11 protein-coding genes are annotated in these 15,793 nt (G+C 70.9%); 4 read left to right on the top strand and 7 right to left on the bottom strand.

From position 1 onward, the window contains the following. Positions 1–32: 32 nt before the first annotated feature. The 7 genes from Q0066_RS01315 to Q0066_RS01285 are packed head-to-tail and all read right to left on the bottom strand — an operon-like array spanning position 33 to position 9,813. Positions 33–1,208, bottom strand: coding sequence for an enterochelin esterase domain-containing protein (locus Q0066_RS01315; RefSeq protein ID WP_298129294.1), 1,176 nt, complete (start codon positions 1,206–1,208; stop codon positions 33–35). Next, complete coding sequence (locus Q0066_RS01310) at positions 1,205–2,020, bottom strand: ABC transporter ATP-binding protein (RefSeq protein ID WP_298129293.1); 816 nt, start codon at positions 2,018–2,020, stop codon at positions 1,205–1,207. Before Q0066_RS01310 ends, Q0066_RS01315 begins: the two co-directional genes overlap by 4 nt. Continuing rightward, positions 2,017–3,096, bottom strand: a complete 1,080-nt coding sequence (locus Q0066_RS01305; protein WP_298129291.1) for an iron chelate uptake ABC transporter family permease subunit — start codon at positions 3,094–3,096, stop codon at positions 2,017–2,019. The genes Q0066_RS01310 and Q0066_RS01305 overlap by 4 nt, the downstream gene beginning before the upstream one ends. Then, positions 3,096–4,136, bottom strand: coding sequence for an iron chelate uptake ABC transporter family permease subunit (locus Q0066_RS01300; RefSeq protein WP_298129289.1), 1,041 nt, complete (start codon positions 4,134–4,136; stop codon positions 3,096–3,098). Before Q0066_RS01300 ends, Q0066_RS01305 begins: the two co-directional genes overlap by 1 nt. 6 nt (positions 4,137–4,142) lie before the next feature. Further along, complete coding sequence (locus Q0066_RS01295; RefSeq protein WP_298129287.1) at positions 4,143–5,225, bottom strand: hypothetical protein; 1,083 nt, start codon at positions 5,223–5,225, stop codon at positions 4,143–4,145. Then, entirely contained in the window at positions 5,225–8,758 is a 3,534-nt protein-coding gene (locus Q0066_RS01290) for a hypothetical protein (protein WP_298129285.1), read from the bottom strand. Before Q0066_RS01290 ends, Q0066_RS01295 begins: the two co-directional genes overlap by 1 nt. A 50-nt stretch (positions 8,759–8,808) precedes the next feature. Beyond that, on the bottom strand, positions 8,809–9,813 hold the full coding sequence (locus Q0066_RS01285; protein ID WP_298129283.1) for an iron-siderophore ABC transporter substrate-binding protein: 1,005 nt from the start codon (positions 9,811–9,813) through the stop codon (positions 8,809–8,811). A 149-nt stretch (positions 9,814–9,962) separates the two neighbouring features. Here Q0066_RS01285 and Q0066_RS01280 point away from each other — a divergent pair, with 149 nt between their 5' ends. The 4 genes from Q0066_RS01280 to Q0066_RS01265 all read left to right on the top strand — a co-directional run bounded on the left by Q0066_RS01280 (position 9,963) and on the right by Q0066_RS01265 (position 15,698). Continuing rightward, positions 9,963–10,292 (top strand): DUF2218 domain-containing protein, encoded by a 330-nt coding sequence (locus Q0066_RS01280; RefSeq protein ID WP_298129281.1) that lies wholly within the window; start codon positions 9,963–9,965, stop codon positions 10,290–10,292. A gap of 28 nt (positions 10,293–10,320) precedes the next feature. Further along, positions 10,321–11,358: an adenosine deaminase gene (locus Q0066_RS01275; RefSeq protein WP_298129279.1), complete on the top strand. Its 1,038-nt coding sequence runs from the start codon at positions 10,321–10,323 to the stop codon at positions 11,356–11,358. A gap of 9 nt (positions 11,359–11,367) precedes the next feature. Further along, positions 11,368–12,213 (top strand): 1-acyl-sn-glycerol-3-phosphate acyltransferase, encoded by an 846-nt coding sequence (locus Q0066_RS01270; protein WP_298129277.1) that lies wholly within the window; start codon positions 11,368–11,370, stop codon positions 12,211–12,213. 62 nt (positions 12,214–12,275) lie between these two features. Beyond that, positions 12,276–15,698 carry a hypothetical protein gene (locus Q0066_RS01265; RefSeq protein WP_298129276.1) on the top strand — a complete coding sequence of 1,141 codons (3,423 nt, stop codon included), beginning with the start codon at positions 12,276–12,278 and terminating at the stop codon, positions 15,696–15,698. Positions 15,699–15,793: the final 95 nt, after the last annotated feature.

Below are 15,793 nucleotides of genomic sequence, written 5' to 3'. Positions count from 1 at the left end.
TCGACAAGCTCAACCTGCAAGCATCGACAAGCTCAACCAGCGGTGGTCGCCAGAATCGCCCGTAGCCCGTCGGCGATGCCACCCCGCCAGCAGGCGTAGTCGTGCCCGCCGTTGAATTCGGCGTAGTCGTGCCGGACTCCGGTCTCGGTGAGCCGGGAATGCAGCTGTCGGTTGGGCCCCAGCAGCACCCACTCCTGGCGTCCGACCTCAAGATAGCCGTGCACCAAGGCCGGCATCGTGGCGGCCCGGTCGGCCAGCCCCTCCTGCCACAGGGACGCGGACTGGGCGAGGAAGCCGCCGACGGCGTCCGGACGTTCAGCGGCGGTGAGCAGCGCCACCGCACCACCCAGGCTCTGCCCGGCGACGATCCGGTCGGCGGCCTGCGTGGTGGCCTGGTGACCGGCCACCGCCCAGGGCAGCAGCACGTCGGCGATCCAGTCGGGCATCCCGCCGGCGCCGTTGAGCTCGGCCCAGCGCTGCAGCCGGTCGCCGCCGGGCACCAGCAGCACCAGCGGTGCGCGGATCAGACCGTCGGCGATCAAGTTGTCCACCATGGCCGGCAGGCTCTGCTCGCCGAGCCACATCTCGCCGTCCAGGGCCACCAGCACCGGGCCGCCCGGGGTGAACTCGGCAGGCCGGTAGACCGAGGGCCGGCGTCCGTCGAGTTCGTGGTGGGTGAGCACGCCGCGCAGCGGACCGCGCGGCGCCAGCCAGGCCTGAGTGGGGGCATCCGGCAACTCCACCACGGAGACCGGATTGCCCACCCGATTGCGCATCGAACGAGGGTTGAGCGGGTCGGGCAGTCCCCGGTCGAGCGCCGCCCGCAGCGACACCTGTTCGGCCAGGTCACGCCACGGTGCCGGACGGCCGGGCCGCTTGGGCACCACGGCGTAGGAGGCCCGCCAGTCCCCCGGCATCCGGTAGCTCAGGTGCCACAGGTCGGTGCCGGGCAGCCGCTCCATCAGGCTACGGTCGAGGTCGCGTTCGTCGGTGAGCCGGTTGACGAACAGCAGCACCTCGTCGGCCTCGGCATCGCGCCAGCAGAAGGTGACCAGCCATTCGTCGCCGTCCGGTTCGATGATCGGCGAACGGGCTTCGGCTCGCAGTGCGGCCAGCACCCTCGACGGGGTGGCCACCCGGGGGGCCGGCGCCGGACGGCGCACCTTCGGCGGCGTCCGGGGTGCCCCCGGCACAGGCCCGGCGCTCATTCGTCACCCGCCGGAATCACCAGCGGACGGCCGGTCTCGGGGTCGGCCAACACCCGGCAGGGCAGGCCGTAGACGTCCTCGATCAGCTCCGCGGTGACGATCTCGCACGGGTCACCCTGCGCCACGATCTGCCCGTCCTTCATCACCAGCAGCTGGGTGGCGTAGCGGAACGCCAGGTGCAGGTCATGCAGCACAACGACGACGGTGTAGCCGTCGCGCTGCAGGCTGCGGGTGAGCCGCAGCACCTCCACCTGGTGGGCGACGTCGAGGTAGGTGGTCGGCTCGTCGAGCAGCAGGATCGGGGTCTGCTGGGCGAGCGCCATCGCGATCCACACCCGTTGCCGCTGCCCGCCGGACAGCTGGCTGACCTGCCGGTCGGCCAGGTCGGTGACCCCGGCGCGGTGCATCGCCTCGTCGACGGCGGCCGCGTCGGTGTCGCTCCACTGCCGGAAGATGCCCTGGTGCGGGTAGCGTCCGCGGGCCACCAGGTCGGTGACGGTGATGCCGTCCGGGGCGACCGGTGACTGCGGCAACAGGCCGAGCCGGCGGGCCACCTGCCGGGTCGGGTAGTGGCCGATCGGTTTGCCGTCCAGTTCGACGACGCCGGAACGGGCCGGGACCATCCGGGCCAGGGCGCGCAGCAGCGTCGACTTGCCGCAGCCGTTGGGGCCGACGATCACCGTCAGTTCACCGGCCGGCAGGTCGACGTCCAAGCCGTCGAGCACCAGCCGCTCGCCGTAAGCGACACCCAGGCTGCGGGCGCGCAGCGGCGCCACCGTGGTCACCGGCTCCACCATGCTCACGAAGGTCATCGTGCTCCCTTTCGCCATTGGCTGCCCAACAGCCAGATCAGATAGCCGCCGCCCAGCACGCCGGTGACCACCCCGACGGCCAGCTGGGTGGGGGCGAACAGCCGCTGCGCCACCAGGTCGGAGGCCAGCACCAGCGCACCACCGACCAGCGCCGCGGCACCGAAACCGACGCCGGAGGTGCGGGTGAGCCGGCGGGCGATCTGCGGTGCGGCCAGCGCGACGAAGCCGATCGGCCCGGCGGTCGCGGTGGCCACCGCGACCAGGGCGACGCCGACCACCACCAGCAGCGTCCGGCTGCGTTCGACCCGGACGCCGAGCGCAGCCGCCAGGTCGTCGCCCAGCACCAGCGCCCCCAGCGGACGGGCCAGCAGCCCGGCGGCCGGCAGCAGCACCAGCAGCGCGGCGCCGACCAGCAGGACCCGCGGCCAACCGGTGGCGTTGAACGAGCCGGCCAGCCACTGCGCGGCCGTCTGTGCCGACGTCAGTGAGGCCCGCACCAGCAGCAGGTTGTTGAGCCCCTGCAGCACGGCCGCGATGCCGATGCCGACCAGCACCAGCCGTCCCCCGCTCAGCCCGTGCCGCCAGGCCAGCAGGTACACGATCGCGGCCGTCACGCCGCCGCCGACCAGCGCCCCGATCGCCGTCTCGGCCGGCCCGCCGCCGATCACGATGATGGCCAGCAGCGCTCCGCTGGCCGATCCGGTGGTGAAGCCGATGATGTCCGGGCTGCCCAGCGGATTGTCCGACATGGACTGGAAGATCGCACCCGAGACGGCCAGCGCCGCTCCGACCAGGATCGCGGCCAGCACCCGGGGTGCCCGCTGACTGCGGACGAAGTACTGGGCGAGCGGGTCGCCGCCGACACCGAACAGCGCCCGCAGCGCCTGACCCAGGTTGAGCGGATAGTCCCCGATCAGCAGCCCTAAGACACCGAGCACCAGCAACGCGACCAGCACGGACAGCACCACGACGACGGTGCGGCGCTCCAACAGCACAGTGGCCGACCCCAGCCGCAGCCGCCGGTAGCCCGGACGGCGGTCCTGGCCGACCACGGGCGCCCTGACAGCGTCACTCATCAGAGGGCCTCGATCCGGGGTCGCCGGACGATCATCACGAACGCCGGGCCGCCGAGGATCGCGGCCACCACGCCGACCGGCACCTCGCCGGGCAGCACCACCAGCCGGGCCACCACGTCGGCGGCCAGCAACAGCACCGGGGCGGCCAGGGCGGTACCGGGCAGCACCAGCCGTTGGTCGGGGCCGAACGCGGCCCGGGCCAGGTAGGGCACGCCGAGCCCGACGAACATGATCGGTCCCGCCGCGGCGGTCGCCGCTCCGGCCAGCACGGTCACCGCCACCACCGCCAGGCCGCGGATCAACCCGACCCGGACGCCGAGCGCACGTCCGGCGTCCTCACCGAGGGCGAGCGCGTTCAACGCCGGTGCCAGGCAGCAGGCCAGGACCAGGCCGACCACCACGAAGCCGCCGGTGGCGAACAGCACCGAATAGCCGCGGCCCTCCACCGAGCCGGCCGCCCAAAACCGGAACTCGTTGAACGCGTTCGCGTTGGCCAGGATCACCATCTGCACCAGGGACGCCACCGCCATGCTGATCGCCACCCCGGCCAGCGCCAGCCGCACCGGCGAGGGCGAGGCCTGGCCGGCCATGCCCAGGAGGTACACGCCGATCGCGGCGATCGCAGCCCCGGCGAAGGCGAACCACAGGTAGAAACCGATCCCGCTGATGCCGGTGAGGGCGACCGCCAGCACCACGGCCAGCGAGGCGCCGGCGTTGATGCCGAGGATGCCGGGATCGGCCAGCGGGTTGCGGGTCAGCGACTGCATCAACGCGCCGGCGACACCCAGGGCGGCGCCCACCACCACCAGCACCAGGGTGCGGGGCAGCCGTTGTTCGAGGACGACGACCGCGTCGAAGCTGCCGTCCGGCGCCCACAGCAACTGCCACACCCGGCCCGGCGGAATCGGGTTCGATCCGACGCCGAGCGAGGCCATCATGCCCAGGGCGAGCAGCACCGCCGCCGCGAGGAAGAGCAGACCGCTCCGGGCGGCGACGGGTTTCGCCGTCGCCGCCCGGAGTTGGGTACCTGTCGTGCTCACCGAGTTTCAGTCGGACGCGGCAGCGACGCGTCGGCGGCGCAGCAGCACGACGACCAGGCCGGCCGCGACGACCAGCACCGCGCCGGACAGCGCCCAGACACCGATCCCCGGGCCGGCGTCCGCGACAGCCGGAGCCGCCGGCGCCGGCGCGCTCGGGGCGGGGGCAGGTGCCTGCGAACCGGCCAGGGCCGCGGTCGTCCAGCCGAGCAGCTTGCCGTCGGCGTCCAGTACCGCGAGCCGGTGTTCACCGGCGGCCAGCCCGGTGGTGGCGACCGTGACGGTGCCGTCGGCACCGACCAGCTGCCAGCCGAGCGGCGTCGGATCCGAGTAGGCGTAGACGAACGCCCATTCGCCGGCGTAGTCGGCACCGACGCTGAGCACCGCCGCGTCGCCGTTCACCGCGGCGGTCACCGTGCCCGCCTTGTCGGGCGCCAGGGTGTCGGCGGACGGCGCGCTGGGCGTCTTCTTCGGCTGCTTCGCCGTGCCGCCGGTCTCCGGCTTGGCCACCTTGCCCGACGACGTGGTCTTGCCGGTCTTCGGCTTCCCGGTCGTGGTGGTGGTCGTCGTCGTGGTGGTGCTGGAGCCACCGTTGTTGTTGCCGTTCTGGTTCGAGCCGGACGACCCGCCGGTCACCGTGAAGGCCGGGCTCTTGTTGGTGTAGCCCTTGGTGCCCTTGCTCGGGTTCTTCGGGTCGATGTAGGCCGAGGCCAGGAAGCGCAGCGTGTGGCTGCCCTTCTTCAGGTTGCCGGGCAGCCGGAACGAGCCGTTCACCACCCCCGAGCTGGGAATCTTCTGCGAGTGGTAGACGCAGGCGCCGTGTGAGGTGTTGCTGCACAGCCGGCCGTCGTCGATCTTGATGTAGACGGTTTCGCCCTTGGGGAAGCCCCGCACGGTGAACCGGATCACTCCGCCGGCCTGCACGCTGCGCGGCGAAACGCTCGAGCTGGTGCCGGGCGTGCTCGGTCCGGGACCGCCGGGCGGGATCGCCTCGGCAGCCGGCTGGTTCGGCAGGGCCACCAGGGCGAGGCCGAGCAGCACCGCTGCCAGCAGCCGGACGCCCTTGCCGGCGATGGTTCGAACGCGTGTCATCACGCCACTCCCTTCGGCTTGGCCAGTCGGCGCAGCCCGACCAGTCCCGCGGCGAGGACGGCGACCGCCGCCCCGATCAGCACCGGCTCCATCGATCCGGTGCCGGGTTGGGTCAGCGCCGCCGTGCCCTGATCGGCAGGGGTCACCGGGCCGGCCGGTGCCTGCGGGTTGCCGACGGTGGGCGCGGCGGTGGTGACGTTGCCCTTGCTGGCCTCCACCCAGCCGACGATCCCGCCGTCGGCGTTCACCGCCACCACCCGGTGACGGCCGTCGGCCAACCCCTTCAGGTCGACGCTGAACGCCTTCGCCTCGGTCAGCTGCACCCAGCCCGCCTTGGCGATGCTGGCGCCGCTGTAGAGGTAGACGTACACCCACTGGCCCGCCGCACCCTTGGGCAGGGTGACGGTGAGCTTGGTGCCGTCCACCTTCGCGGTGGCGTCGCCATTGCTCAGCCCGGTCAGCTGGCTGGCCCGCTCCACGGGCGCGTTGGGCACCTTCGTCGGCGAGGAATCGTCGCTCGCCGACGTGGTGGTCGTGGTCACCGTTCGCACGATCGTCCGGATCCTCGTCGTGGTGTCGGACGGCGTCTCGTTGGCCTTCTCGCCGGCCACCGTGATCGGCGTCCAGCCGAGCAGCTTGCCGACCTCGCCCTCGTTGCCGGACTGGACCGAGAGCTTGCTGGTGCCGGTCGGCAGCGTCACCCCGGTGAGGCTCGCCTTCACCCGTCCGCCGGCGCCGGCCCGGAACCAGGCCGCACCCCACGGATCGGTCGGCGAACCGCCCGAGTAGGTGTTGAGGTAGATCCAGTCGCCGGCCTTGGCACCGGGCACGGTCACCGTCAACGCCTTCGCCGTGCGGCTCGCCTGCACCCCGTTGCGGGCGGCGGAGGTCAGGTCTTCGGTGGCCTCGACCGGCTCCGGGACGCCCGTCGGGCGGTACTTGCCGACCACGAACTCCGGCGACAGCACCGTGCGCGAGGCGTCGCCGTCCTTCAGCGAGCCGGTCAGCAGCCGCAGCGTGTGCGCGCCCTCCTTGAAGGCCGGGCTCGAGCCGTTGACGCCCTTGGTGGTGCCGTCCGGCAACTGCAGCTCGATATCGAAGGTGCCGTCGGAGCCCTTGGCCCGGACGATCGTCCAGATCGTCCGGTTGCTGTGCAGTGAGTCGTTCAGCCGGCTGACGTTGCCCTCGTCGATCTTGATGGCGATGGTCGACCCGCCGCGCTTCTCGCCCGGGTGGCAGAAGCCGGCGCCGGTCACGTGCAGGGTGCTGCCCAGGCTGGCCCGAGGCTCGGCGATGGTCACCACCGGGGTGGCGGACGTCGCGGTGCAGGTGACGTCGTCATCGTCGGGCTGCTCGATGTACGGGACACCGCCGACCACCAGCGGCTTGGTGGTGACGTTGCGCACCGTGTCGTTGGCGCCGAACCGTCCGGAGAGGAACTGGGCGGTCAGCAACTGGCCCGCCCGCAACCCTTCGGGGGCGTCGATCTCGATCTCGAAGTTGCCGCTGGCCGGAACGGCGATCACGTTCGGATGCGCCGCCGTGCCGCTCGGTGCCAGCAGCTTCCAGATGGTCGGATCGGCCACCCCGGTGGGCGCCACGATGCCGCCGCCGGTGCGGGCGTACTGGCCGCCGGCGTGGTTCAGCTTGAGCGCCACCGTCGAGGCGCCGGTGCCGGCCTGGTTCGTCCAGCCGGTGCCCTTGATCTTGATCGTCGAAGCGGACGCCGTGGCCACCTCACTCTGCACCCAGGCGGTCGCCCCGCCGACGGTGAGGGTGTCGTGTGCCCAGGTCGGCGGCTGTGTCGCCGGGTCAGTGGGGCCGTCACCGGCGATGGTGAAGTCCGCGGCCAACGTACGGCCCTTGTCGTTGGGCGCCCCGCTTCCGGTCAGGAACCGGATCTGGTGCGTCGAGCCGACCGCCCATTCGTTCCAGCTGCCGTCGGACAACCGGGCGTTCTGCGCGGTCGGGAACGGGATGCTGGCCGTCCACGAGCCGTCGGCAGAAGCCTGGACGATGGCGTGCAGCCGCTTGTCGCCGGCCACCTCAGAAGTGGTCGGGTCGACCACGTCGCGCTTGGTGTAGACGGTGTTCGGGTCACCCGACTTCGTCGCGTCGAGCAGCACGCTGATCACGCTGCCGCTCGTGCCGGCCGCGTTCACCCAGCCCTTGCCCGAGACCACGATCGGCTCACCTGTTGTCAGCGTGGTGGGCACGGTATAGCTGACCGACGGGTCTTTGGGGTCGGTGTAGTCGCCCGGAGCGGGTTCGTTCGGCTCGGTCGCACTGTTGATGCTGAACGGCACCGCGAGGCTGCGCACCTCGTCCTTGACGTCGCCGACGGTCTTGAAGGACCCGGTCAGCAGCCGGAGGGCATGCTCGCCGGTGGTCAGCCCGGGGGTCGAGCCGTGGGTGCCGGCGTCGGTGCCGTCCGGCAGTTGCAGCTGGACGTCGAAGCTGCCGTCCGCACCCGCCGGGATGATCGCCCACACCGTCTTGTTGGCGTGTACCGAGGCGTCGAGTCGGGAGTACGCACCGTCGTCGAGCTTGACCGCGATCACCGAACCGCCCTCGGCCGGATGGCAGAAGCCGGATCCGGTGACCCGCAGCACACCGCCCAGGTCCACCGCGGACGGCGAGACGTCGACCTTGGCCGGGGCCGCCACGCAGGCGGGCGTCGGGTCTGGGTCGTTGGGGTCGGGATCGTTGGGGTTCGGATCGGTGGGATCCGGATTCGGATTCGGCGGATCGACCGGATCGGGATCCGGCTTCGGATCGGTCGGGTCGGGATCGGGGGCCGGCGCGGCGGTCACCGTCGTGGTGCCCGGGCCGGAGCGGATGACGTCCCCGTCGAGCATCGAGCCGGTCAGCAGGTTGATCGTGTGGGTCTGACCCGCGGACCAGTCGGCGTCGCTGTTGGAGGCGCTCGGGTAGGGCAGCCGAAGCGTCCATTCGCCGCCGGCATCAGCCTGGACGACGGCGTAGATGGTCTTGTTGGCCTGCACGTCGCCGGTCACCGGATGACGCACGGCCTCCTTGGTCTTCACGGCACCCCCGTCGAGCTTGACCGCGATGATCGAGCCGGCGTCACCGGCGGTGTTGCGCCAGCCGGCGCCGCTGATCACCAGGTCCTTGCCCACCTGCCACTGGGCCGGCACCCAGAACTCGGCGCCGTCGGGGGTGGTGAACCGGGCACCTTCGCGAGCGGCGGTCGCATTCGGCACCGCCGCGACCTTCGGTGCCGGCTTGGCCGTCGCCGAGCGGCTGGGCGTCGCCGACTTCGTCGGTTCCGGTGCCGGTTCAGGCTTGGCGGACCGGCTCGGCTCGGCCGACTGCTTCGGCTCGGGGGATTCCTTCGGCTCGGCGGACTCGCTCGGCTTCGCCTTCTCGGTCTCGGCGGGTGCCGGCTCCTCCTGCGTCGAGGTCGAGGGGGTGGGTTCGGGCGTCTCTTCGGCCGCGGCCCATGGCGCGACCACCGATTGCCCGAGACCGAGCAGCAACAGGGCCGTCGACCCCGCCAGCCAGCTCCGCACCTTAGCCCCGATACGCGGCCTAGAGGGCGTGTCCATCAGATTCCTCCTGCTCATCCGAGCGCGTTGCGTACGTCGTCGACCAGGCGGTTCATCAGCAGCGGTCCCCCGGTGGAGGTCCACGCCGAGCCGTCGACGAGAATGATGTGGTCCTGCCGGTAGGCGTTGAGCCGGGTGAAGCCCGGCACCTGCTTGGCCGCCTCGAGCGCCTTCCTGGCGCCCTCCAGGTCAGCGCTGCCACCGGCCTTGGGATTGCTCACGCTGGAACCGCCCAACGTGCCGAAGAAGATGTAGTCGGCGTCGATCTGCTGCAGGTTCTCCAGCGACACGGGTTCGGAATGGCCGCGTCCGAAGGTGTCCTGGGCTGTCGGACGCCGCAGCCCCAGGTCGACCAGCGCCTGGCCGGGCGGCAACTCCTTGAGGATCAGCGCGGGCGCCGTCCCCTGCCAGCGGACGATCGAGAAGGTCTGTTCGCGCCTCGCGCCGAGCGAGCCCTTGGTGGCGGCCACCTTGGCCTCGTAGTCGGCGATCACCTTCTCGCCCTCCTCGACCAGCCCGAGCGCTCCGGCGACCTGCCGGAAGTTGGTGCGCCACTCACCACCGGCATAGCCGGTGTAGACCACGGGCGCGATCTGCTTGAGCGCTTCGAGCACCTCGGGGTTGTTGTTGACGCTGGTGCCGTCGACCAGGATCAGATCGGGCTTGGCAGCACCGATCGCCTCGAAGTTGGGCTGGCCGATGCCGCCCAGCAGCGGCACCCCGACGGTCTTCTCGGCCAGGTAGTTGGGGACGCCGGACTGGCCACGTCCGGAGACGGTGCCGATCGGCGTCACACCCAGTGCCAGGACGCCGTCCAGGGTGGGTTCGCTGAGCGGGACGACCCGCTGCGGCCGGTCGGGAACCTGCACCTCGGCGCCGGTGATGTCGGTCACCATTCGGGTCTGGGTCGCCGAAGCCGCCGGCTCAGGTGCGGCGGAGCAGCCGATCACGCCGAGGGCGAGTGCGGTCAGCAGGCACGCCACGCGGACCAGGCGGACGGCGGTGGTGCCGAGCGTCATGAGGGAACACATCCTGAGTCGGGGATCTTCAGCTGTTAGCAAGGTAAGGCTTACCTAAGACTAGGGCCAACTTCATCTCCCCATGCGGTCCCTCGGAGGCTGAGACGACCGCCCCGGCAGTCGTGCGCGCGCCGATTAGCCTGCCTGCCATGAACCCGACTTCGACCGCCGCCGTCGCCACCGCACGCCCGGAGCGCTATGCCAAGCAACTGGCCGCGCACATGGGCCGGAAGGTGCCGGCGGCCTGGGACGAGGCAACCGGAACCGGCAGTGTCTCGTTCCCGACCGCCGAACTCACCCTCAGCCGCGGCAGCGATGCGCTGCTGCTCGAACTGCGAGCCGAGCCCGCCGAACTGGACCGTTGGGAGGACGTCGTCGGACGCCACCTGGTGCGGTTCGGCACCCGTGAGGAGCTGGTCGTGTGCTGGCAACGCGCGGACGGCGGCGCCGGAACGACGCAGCGCCGCGACGAGGACTGATACCCGCCGCGTGTGGCACCATCGGTCGATGCCGCGGGATCTGAATGCGTTGCCGAAGGCGCATCTGCACCTGCACTTCACCGGGTCGATGAGCATCGCCACGCTGCGCACGCTGTCGGAGTGGGCCGGGATCGTCCTGCACGAATCGCTGGTCGACACCGAGGGCCTGCTGGTGCCGCCCGACCAGCGCGGCTGGTTCCGCTTCCAGCGGCTCTACGACATGGCCCGGCAGTCGGTCTGCAGCGAGGCGGCGCTGCGACTGGTGGTCGCCCAGGCCGCCCGCGACGACGCGGCGGAGGGCTCCCGCCGGCTGGAACTCCAGGTCGACCCGTCCAGCTACGCGCCGCACGTGGGCGGCATGCCCGCGGCCCTGGAGATCATCCTGGACGAGGCCCGGCGGGCCAGCACCGAGACCGGCGTCCAGGTGGCGATCATCGTGGCGGCGAGCCGCGTCCGGCACCCGTTGGACGCCCGCGCCATCGCCCGGCTGGCCGCCCGCCACGCGGGCGAGCACGGGGTGGTCGCCTTCGGGCTGAGCAACAACGAACGCTCCGGCCGGACCGCCGACTGGGAACCCGCCTTCCGGATCGCCCGGGCCGCCGGCCTGCCGGGCGTCCCGCACGGCGGCGAGCTGCTCGGCCCCGGTCACCTGCGGCAGGTGGTGGAGCACCTGCGGCCCACCCGGATCGGCCACGGCGTCCGCAGCGCCGAAGAGCCGGCGCTGTTGGAGGAGCTGATCGCCTCCGGCATCGCCCTGGAGGTGTGCCCCTCGTCCAACGTGCACCTGGGCGTCTACGACGACATCACCCAGGTGCCGTTGCGCCGCCTGGTGGACGCCGGCGCGACCGTTGCGCTGGGTGCCGACGATCCGCTGCTGTTCCTCTCCCGGCTCACCGACCAGTACCGGCTGGCGCGCGAGCAACTCGGGTTCACCGACCCTGAGTTGGCCGAGTTGGCCCGTGCCAGCATCCGGGCCAGCCTGGCCTCTGAGACCGACAAGTCACGGTGGCTGGGCGAGGTGGACGACTGGCTGGCCACACCGGAGGTTCCCGCCGGGTCGGCATAGGGTCGGGGCATGTCGTCCGATCGGAGCCGCCTGGAGGCACTGACCGAGGCCACCATCGACGATCTGGCGCGAGGTTTTCATCTGCCCGAGCGGGCCCGGCTGACCCGGCTGCTGCTGCGACCGGCGTCTCACGGGTTCGCCGTCCGGATCGCCGCGTTCGACGACGAGGTGGCCGAGCACGGCCTGGCCGCCGGCGCCCGCCGCGAGATCCCCACCTTCGCGCGCTCGCTGACCACGGTTGGACGCGAGCTGATCCCGGCCGCCGGGCCAGTGCTGGCGGTGGCGAATCATCCCGGCGTGATCGACGCGCTCAGCCTGATGCTGGCCCTTCAGGCCCGGCCCGACCTGAAGGTGGTCGCGCTCGACCGGCCCTTTCTCCGCGCACTGCCCGGCGTCGCCGCCCGGCTGATCTGGGTGGACGTCGACCGTCCGTCCGGAGCCCTGCGGTCGGCCCGGGAACACCTGCGACACGGTGGCGCCGTGCTGACCTTTCCGGCCGGGACCATCGAACCCGACCCGATGGTGACCGACGGCGCCCTCGCATCCTTGGAGCGCTGGGCGCGGTCGACCGATCTGCTCGTCCGGCACGTGGCCGACCTGCGGGTGGTGCCGTTGGCGGTCGGCGGCGTGTTGTCGGTACGGGCGCTGCGCACCCCGCTGGTGCGACGGGCCCGCACCCGGGTCGACCGGGAATGGCTGGCGGCCACCCTGCAGGTGATCTTCCGGCGCTTCCACGACACCGACGTCCGCATCCTGGTCGGTGAGCCCTTCGTTCCGGACGCCGACCCCACCGCCGAACTGATCGCCCGAATGCGAACACTGCTCAACCGTCTGGCTGCTGAGACCGCCGGGTAACAATCGTGGGATGTCGCACAGACCGCCTGACAGCTCCCGATCGGTGAACCAGACTGGATGACATGTCCCCCGATGTCACCGCCGCCGCGGTCAATCTGCGCCTTGCCCTGATCGGCCTGTCCGTCCCGCTGCAAGCAGAAGAGGCCACCAGCGCCCAGCTGGTCGCGCCCATCTTGGCTCGCCAGCGCGAGCTCAGCCGACGGCTCTCCGACCGGCTGTGCGCCACCGACCAGCGGATTCAGGCGTTCCTGGACGACTATCTGGCCGATGTCGCACCCGCCACGGACGGCGCCGGCGATGACGGCCCGCATCTGCCCAGGCGCACCCTGGTGCTGGACGAACCCGGGCTGGCCCGGGTCCTCTCGCTGCCGGTGAACGCCGATGCGTTCAGCTCGCCGCTGCTGTCCAGCTACCGGCTGACCAACGGCGTCCTGCACAACCCGGCGAACGACCGCCGGACGACCGCAGGCGTCTTCCACATCTCAGAAGGCGGACTACCCATCCCGGACGACAAGATCGCCGTCCCGAAGGCGGTCTTCGGCAGGCTGCTGACCGAAGCCTTCCGTCCGCCACAGACCGATCTGGTGCTGCCCTACCTGTCGCAGACCGATCACCCTGCGGCCTGCTTCGTCTCGCTGTTGCTGCGTCCGCTGGTCTCGCCGGCCGTGCCCGGCTACGCCACCGAGCGCCGGATGGAGACCCGGTTCATCGTGCCCGGTGGGCTGGTGGCGAACCTCGATTTCGTCGAAGGCATCTTCGGCAACGGCGGCGACCCGTACCTGCCCGAACACGACGCCTCGCTCGACCCGGGCACCTGGACCGGCACCACCGGCTGCGTGATCCTCGCCCCGCATCTGATCAAGCTGACCAAGAAGGGGCTGGGTCTGCCGCACATCGACGCCGCCACCGACCGGCAGAAGCGGGACGGCATGTGCTGGTCGAGCCCCGACGAGCGGTACAACGACGGGAAGGCCTTCAAGGTCTGTGCCCGGGACGCCCGCGGCGTCATCGTCACGGTGATCGCCGACAACTACTTCGGCTACTGCAAGAAGGAGGTCAAGACCCAGATCTCCTACTCGGCGAACCTGTTCGGCAATGTCGAGGAGGAGCACTCCGGCGGCGCCCTGGTCTTCCCCTCCTACAACCTGGGCGGCGGCTACACCGACGAGTCGGCCGGCGACGGCTACCGGCTCGACGACGTGCTGACCCGCGACCCGGAGCGTTTCGTCCGGCAGCCCGAGGGGCATGCGATCGACCTGGAGCATCCCGAGCACATCCTCGTGCCGGCCCGGCCCACCTACTCGCTGCGCACCATGACGGTGTCGTGGAACACCCCAGCCGGTGAGCGGTCTCTGCGGCTCCGTGCCGACAAGGTGTATTTCGGCCCCAACGGGTACCGGGTGCAGTTGGCCCAGTCGCCGTCCGATCCGCGGCACTGGGACCTGAAGGCGACCGTCGCGACCGTCACCTCGTGTCATAAGCCGTGCACCGTCTCGGGCGGCGGCAAGTCCGAGATCTCCAAGGCGATCACCGACGCGTTCATCTTCGGCAACGCCTACGTCGCCGACTTCGACAACGACATGGACGCCGTCGAGGCGATCCTGGGCCGCGATCATTCCGACCGGTTCGCCGACCCCGAACTGCGCGGCACCGACACCCGGACGATCCTGTCCAACGAGCGTTCCATCGGCAGTGTGATCAAGCTGCTGACGCCGTCCGAGGTGGACTACAGCGCCGAGTACAACGCCTGGCTGGAGAGCATTCCGCAGCATGTCAAGGAACTCGTCTTCGTGGTGAAGCGGTTCTACCGGCCCGAGTGGGGCGACGACTGGCGCAGCCATTTCACGGTCGGCATCATGAACGGACGGCAGGGCAACGCCCTGCGACTGGACGGCGAGCGGATCAACGTCAACATGCTGCGGGTCGGCTTCGACAACGACGGCTCGTGGCGGCTGTTCGGGCTGCGGCACGACTTCAACCCTGCGGTGAAGGTGCAGACCGAGGACGACATCACCGCCTCGATCGTCGGCCCGGCGCACCTGACCGCCGTGCCCACCGGCCCGATCGGGCTGTCCCGCAAGTACGTCCAGAACTGCGAGAACCTGCTCTTCCAGCGCCCGGACGACGCCATTCACCGCGGCTACGACAAGCAGACCGAGCTGGACATCTCCGGACCGGACAACTTCCTGTCCAACTTCGAGCCGCTGACCCGGTTCGATGCCCGTGAGATGCGCGACGACGCGGTGGCGTTCAGCGCCTTCACCGACCCGATGGCCGGGCTGCTGGCCCGGTTCGCCGACGAGCCGGACGATCTCAGCCCGTCCTATGTGGTGTCGTCGGCGAATCCGCGGCTGGTGAACGGTAAGCCGTCGAAGAACCCGCGCTACCTGCAGCGCCGTCCGGACGTGGTGAACGCGGCCGCGACCGCCGCCGCCGACCTGGCCATGCACCTGGCGGCCAAGCTGCCCGCCGACGCCCCGCTGCCGGTGCCGGTCGACGTGGTCGCCGCCGGACGCCGCAACAACCCCCCGGACGGCCCGATTCCGGCGCTGTGCTCGTACAACCCGTTGCACTACATGGAGTTGCCCGAGCTGTTCATGGAGTACATCAGCTCGATGACCGGCAAGTCGCCGTCCACCACGGGCGCCGGTTCGGAAGGGGCGCTGACCAAGGGCCCGTTCAACGCGATGCCGGCGATCATCGACCTGAACGCGGCGCTGCTGTCCTACGTGCTCACCGGCTACGACGGCTGGGTGTCCTGCGCCGGTTATGTCGGACCGAACGTCCGGGTCGATCACGACATCTCGATGCTGGTGCCCGAGCTGTTCTCGCGGATGACCGACGAGGAGCGGTCGGCGCGCAACCTGATCGCCGAAGGCCACCTGGAGCGGGTGGAGGACTTCGAGCACGACGGCCACATCGTGCGGGCCAGCCGGCTCGGCTACCGGATGACGCAGAATTTCGCGCGCAAGTACTTCGGCCGGATCTTCCTGCACCCGCATGTGGTGTTCACACCGGAGATGCTGCGGCCCGAGCTGCAGGACCTCGACATCTACGCCTCCAGCATGGACGTGATCGTCGAGACCCACCGCCGGGTGGCGCAGGCCTACTTCGACGATGGCACGGTCGAGCTGGCGATCCCGCCGCTGCGGGCGCTGCTGGAGATCATGGCCTTCGAGAAGACCGCCGACGGCCACGAGCTCGATTCGCCCGAGGTGCGCGGCCTGTTCGATCGCGAGACCGTGCTGGCCTCCGACTGGTACGCGGCCCGGCTGGATTCCAAGCAGCAGTGGGCGGTCCGTCGCGCCCAGGCGGTGGTCGATCGGCTGGAGGGCTTCGCCGCCCATCCCGAGAACGCCGAGGCCTGCGAGCGTCTGGACATCGCGACCAACGCCGTCAATGCGCACGCCGAGCTCGCCCGGTTCTCCAGCGACGACTACCGCGCCGCCCTGGTCGGAACCCTCGGACGGCAGCCGCTGGACTGACCGTTGCCCGTCGGTCGAGATCACCGCTGGTCGAGCTTGTCGAGACCTCTGCCCACCACCGGTCGTCCCCACCGCTGGTCGAGCTTGTCGAGACC

It is taken from the genome of Micropruina sp., from assembly GCF_027492755.1.
In the GTDB taxonomy this organism is placed as follows: Bacteria; Actinomycetota; Actinomycetes; order Propionibacteriales; family Propionibacteriaceae; genus Micropruina.
The sequence above is the reverse complement of the archived record's forward strand: the minus strand, read 5'-3'. Positions and strand labels throughout refer to the sequence as shown.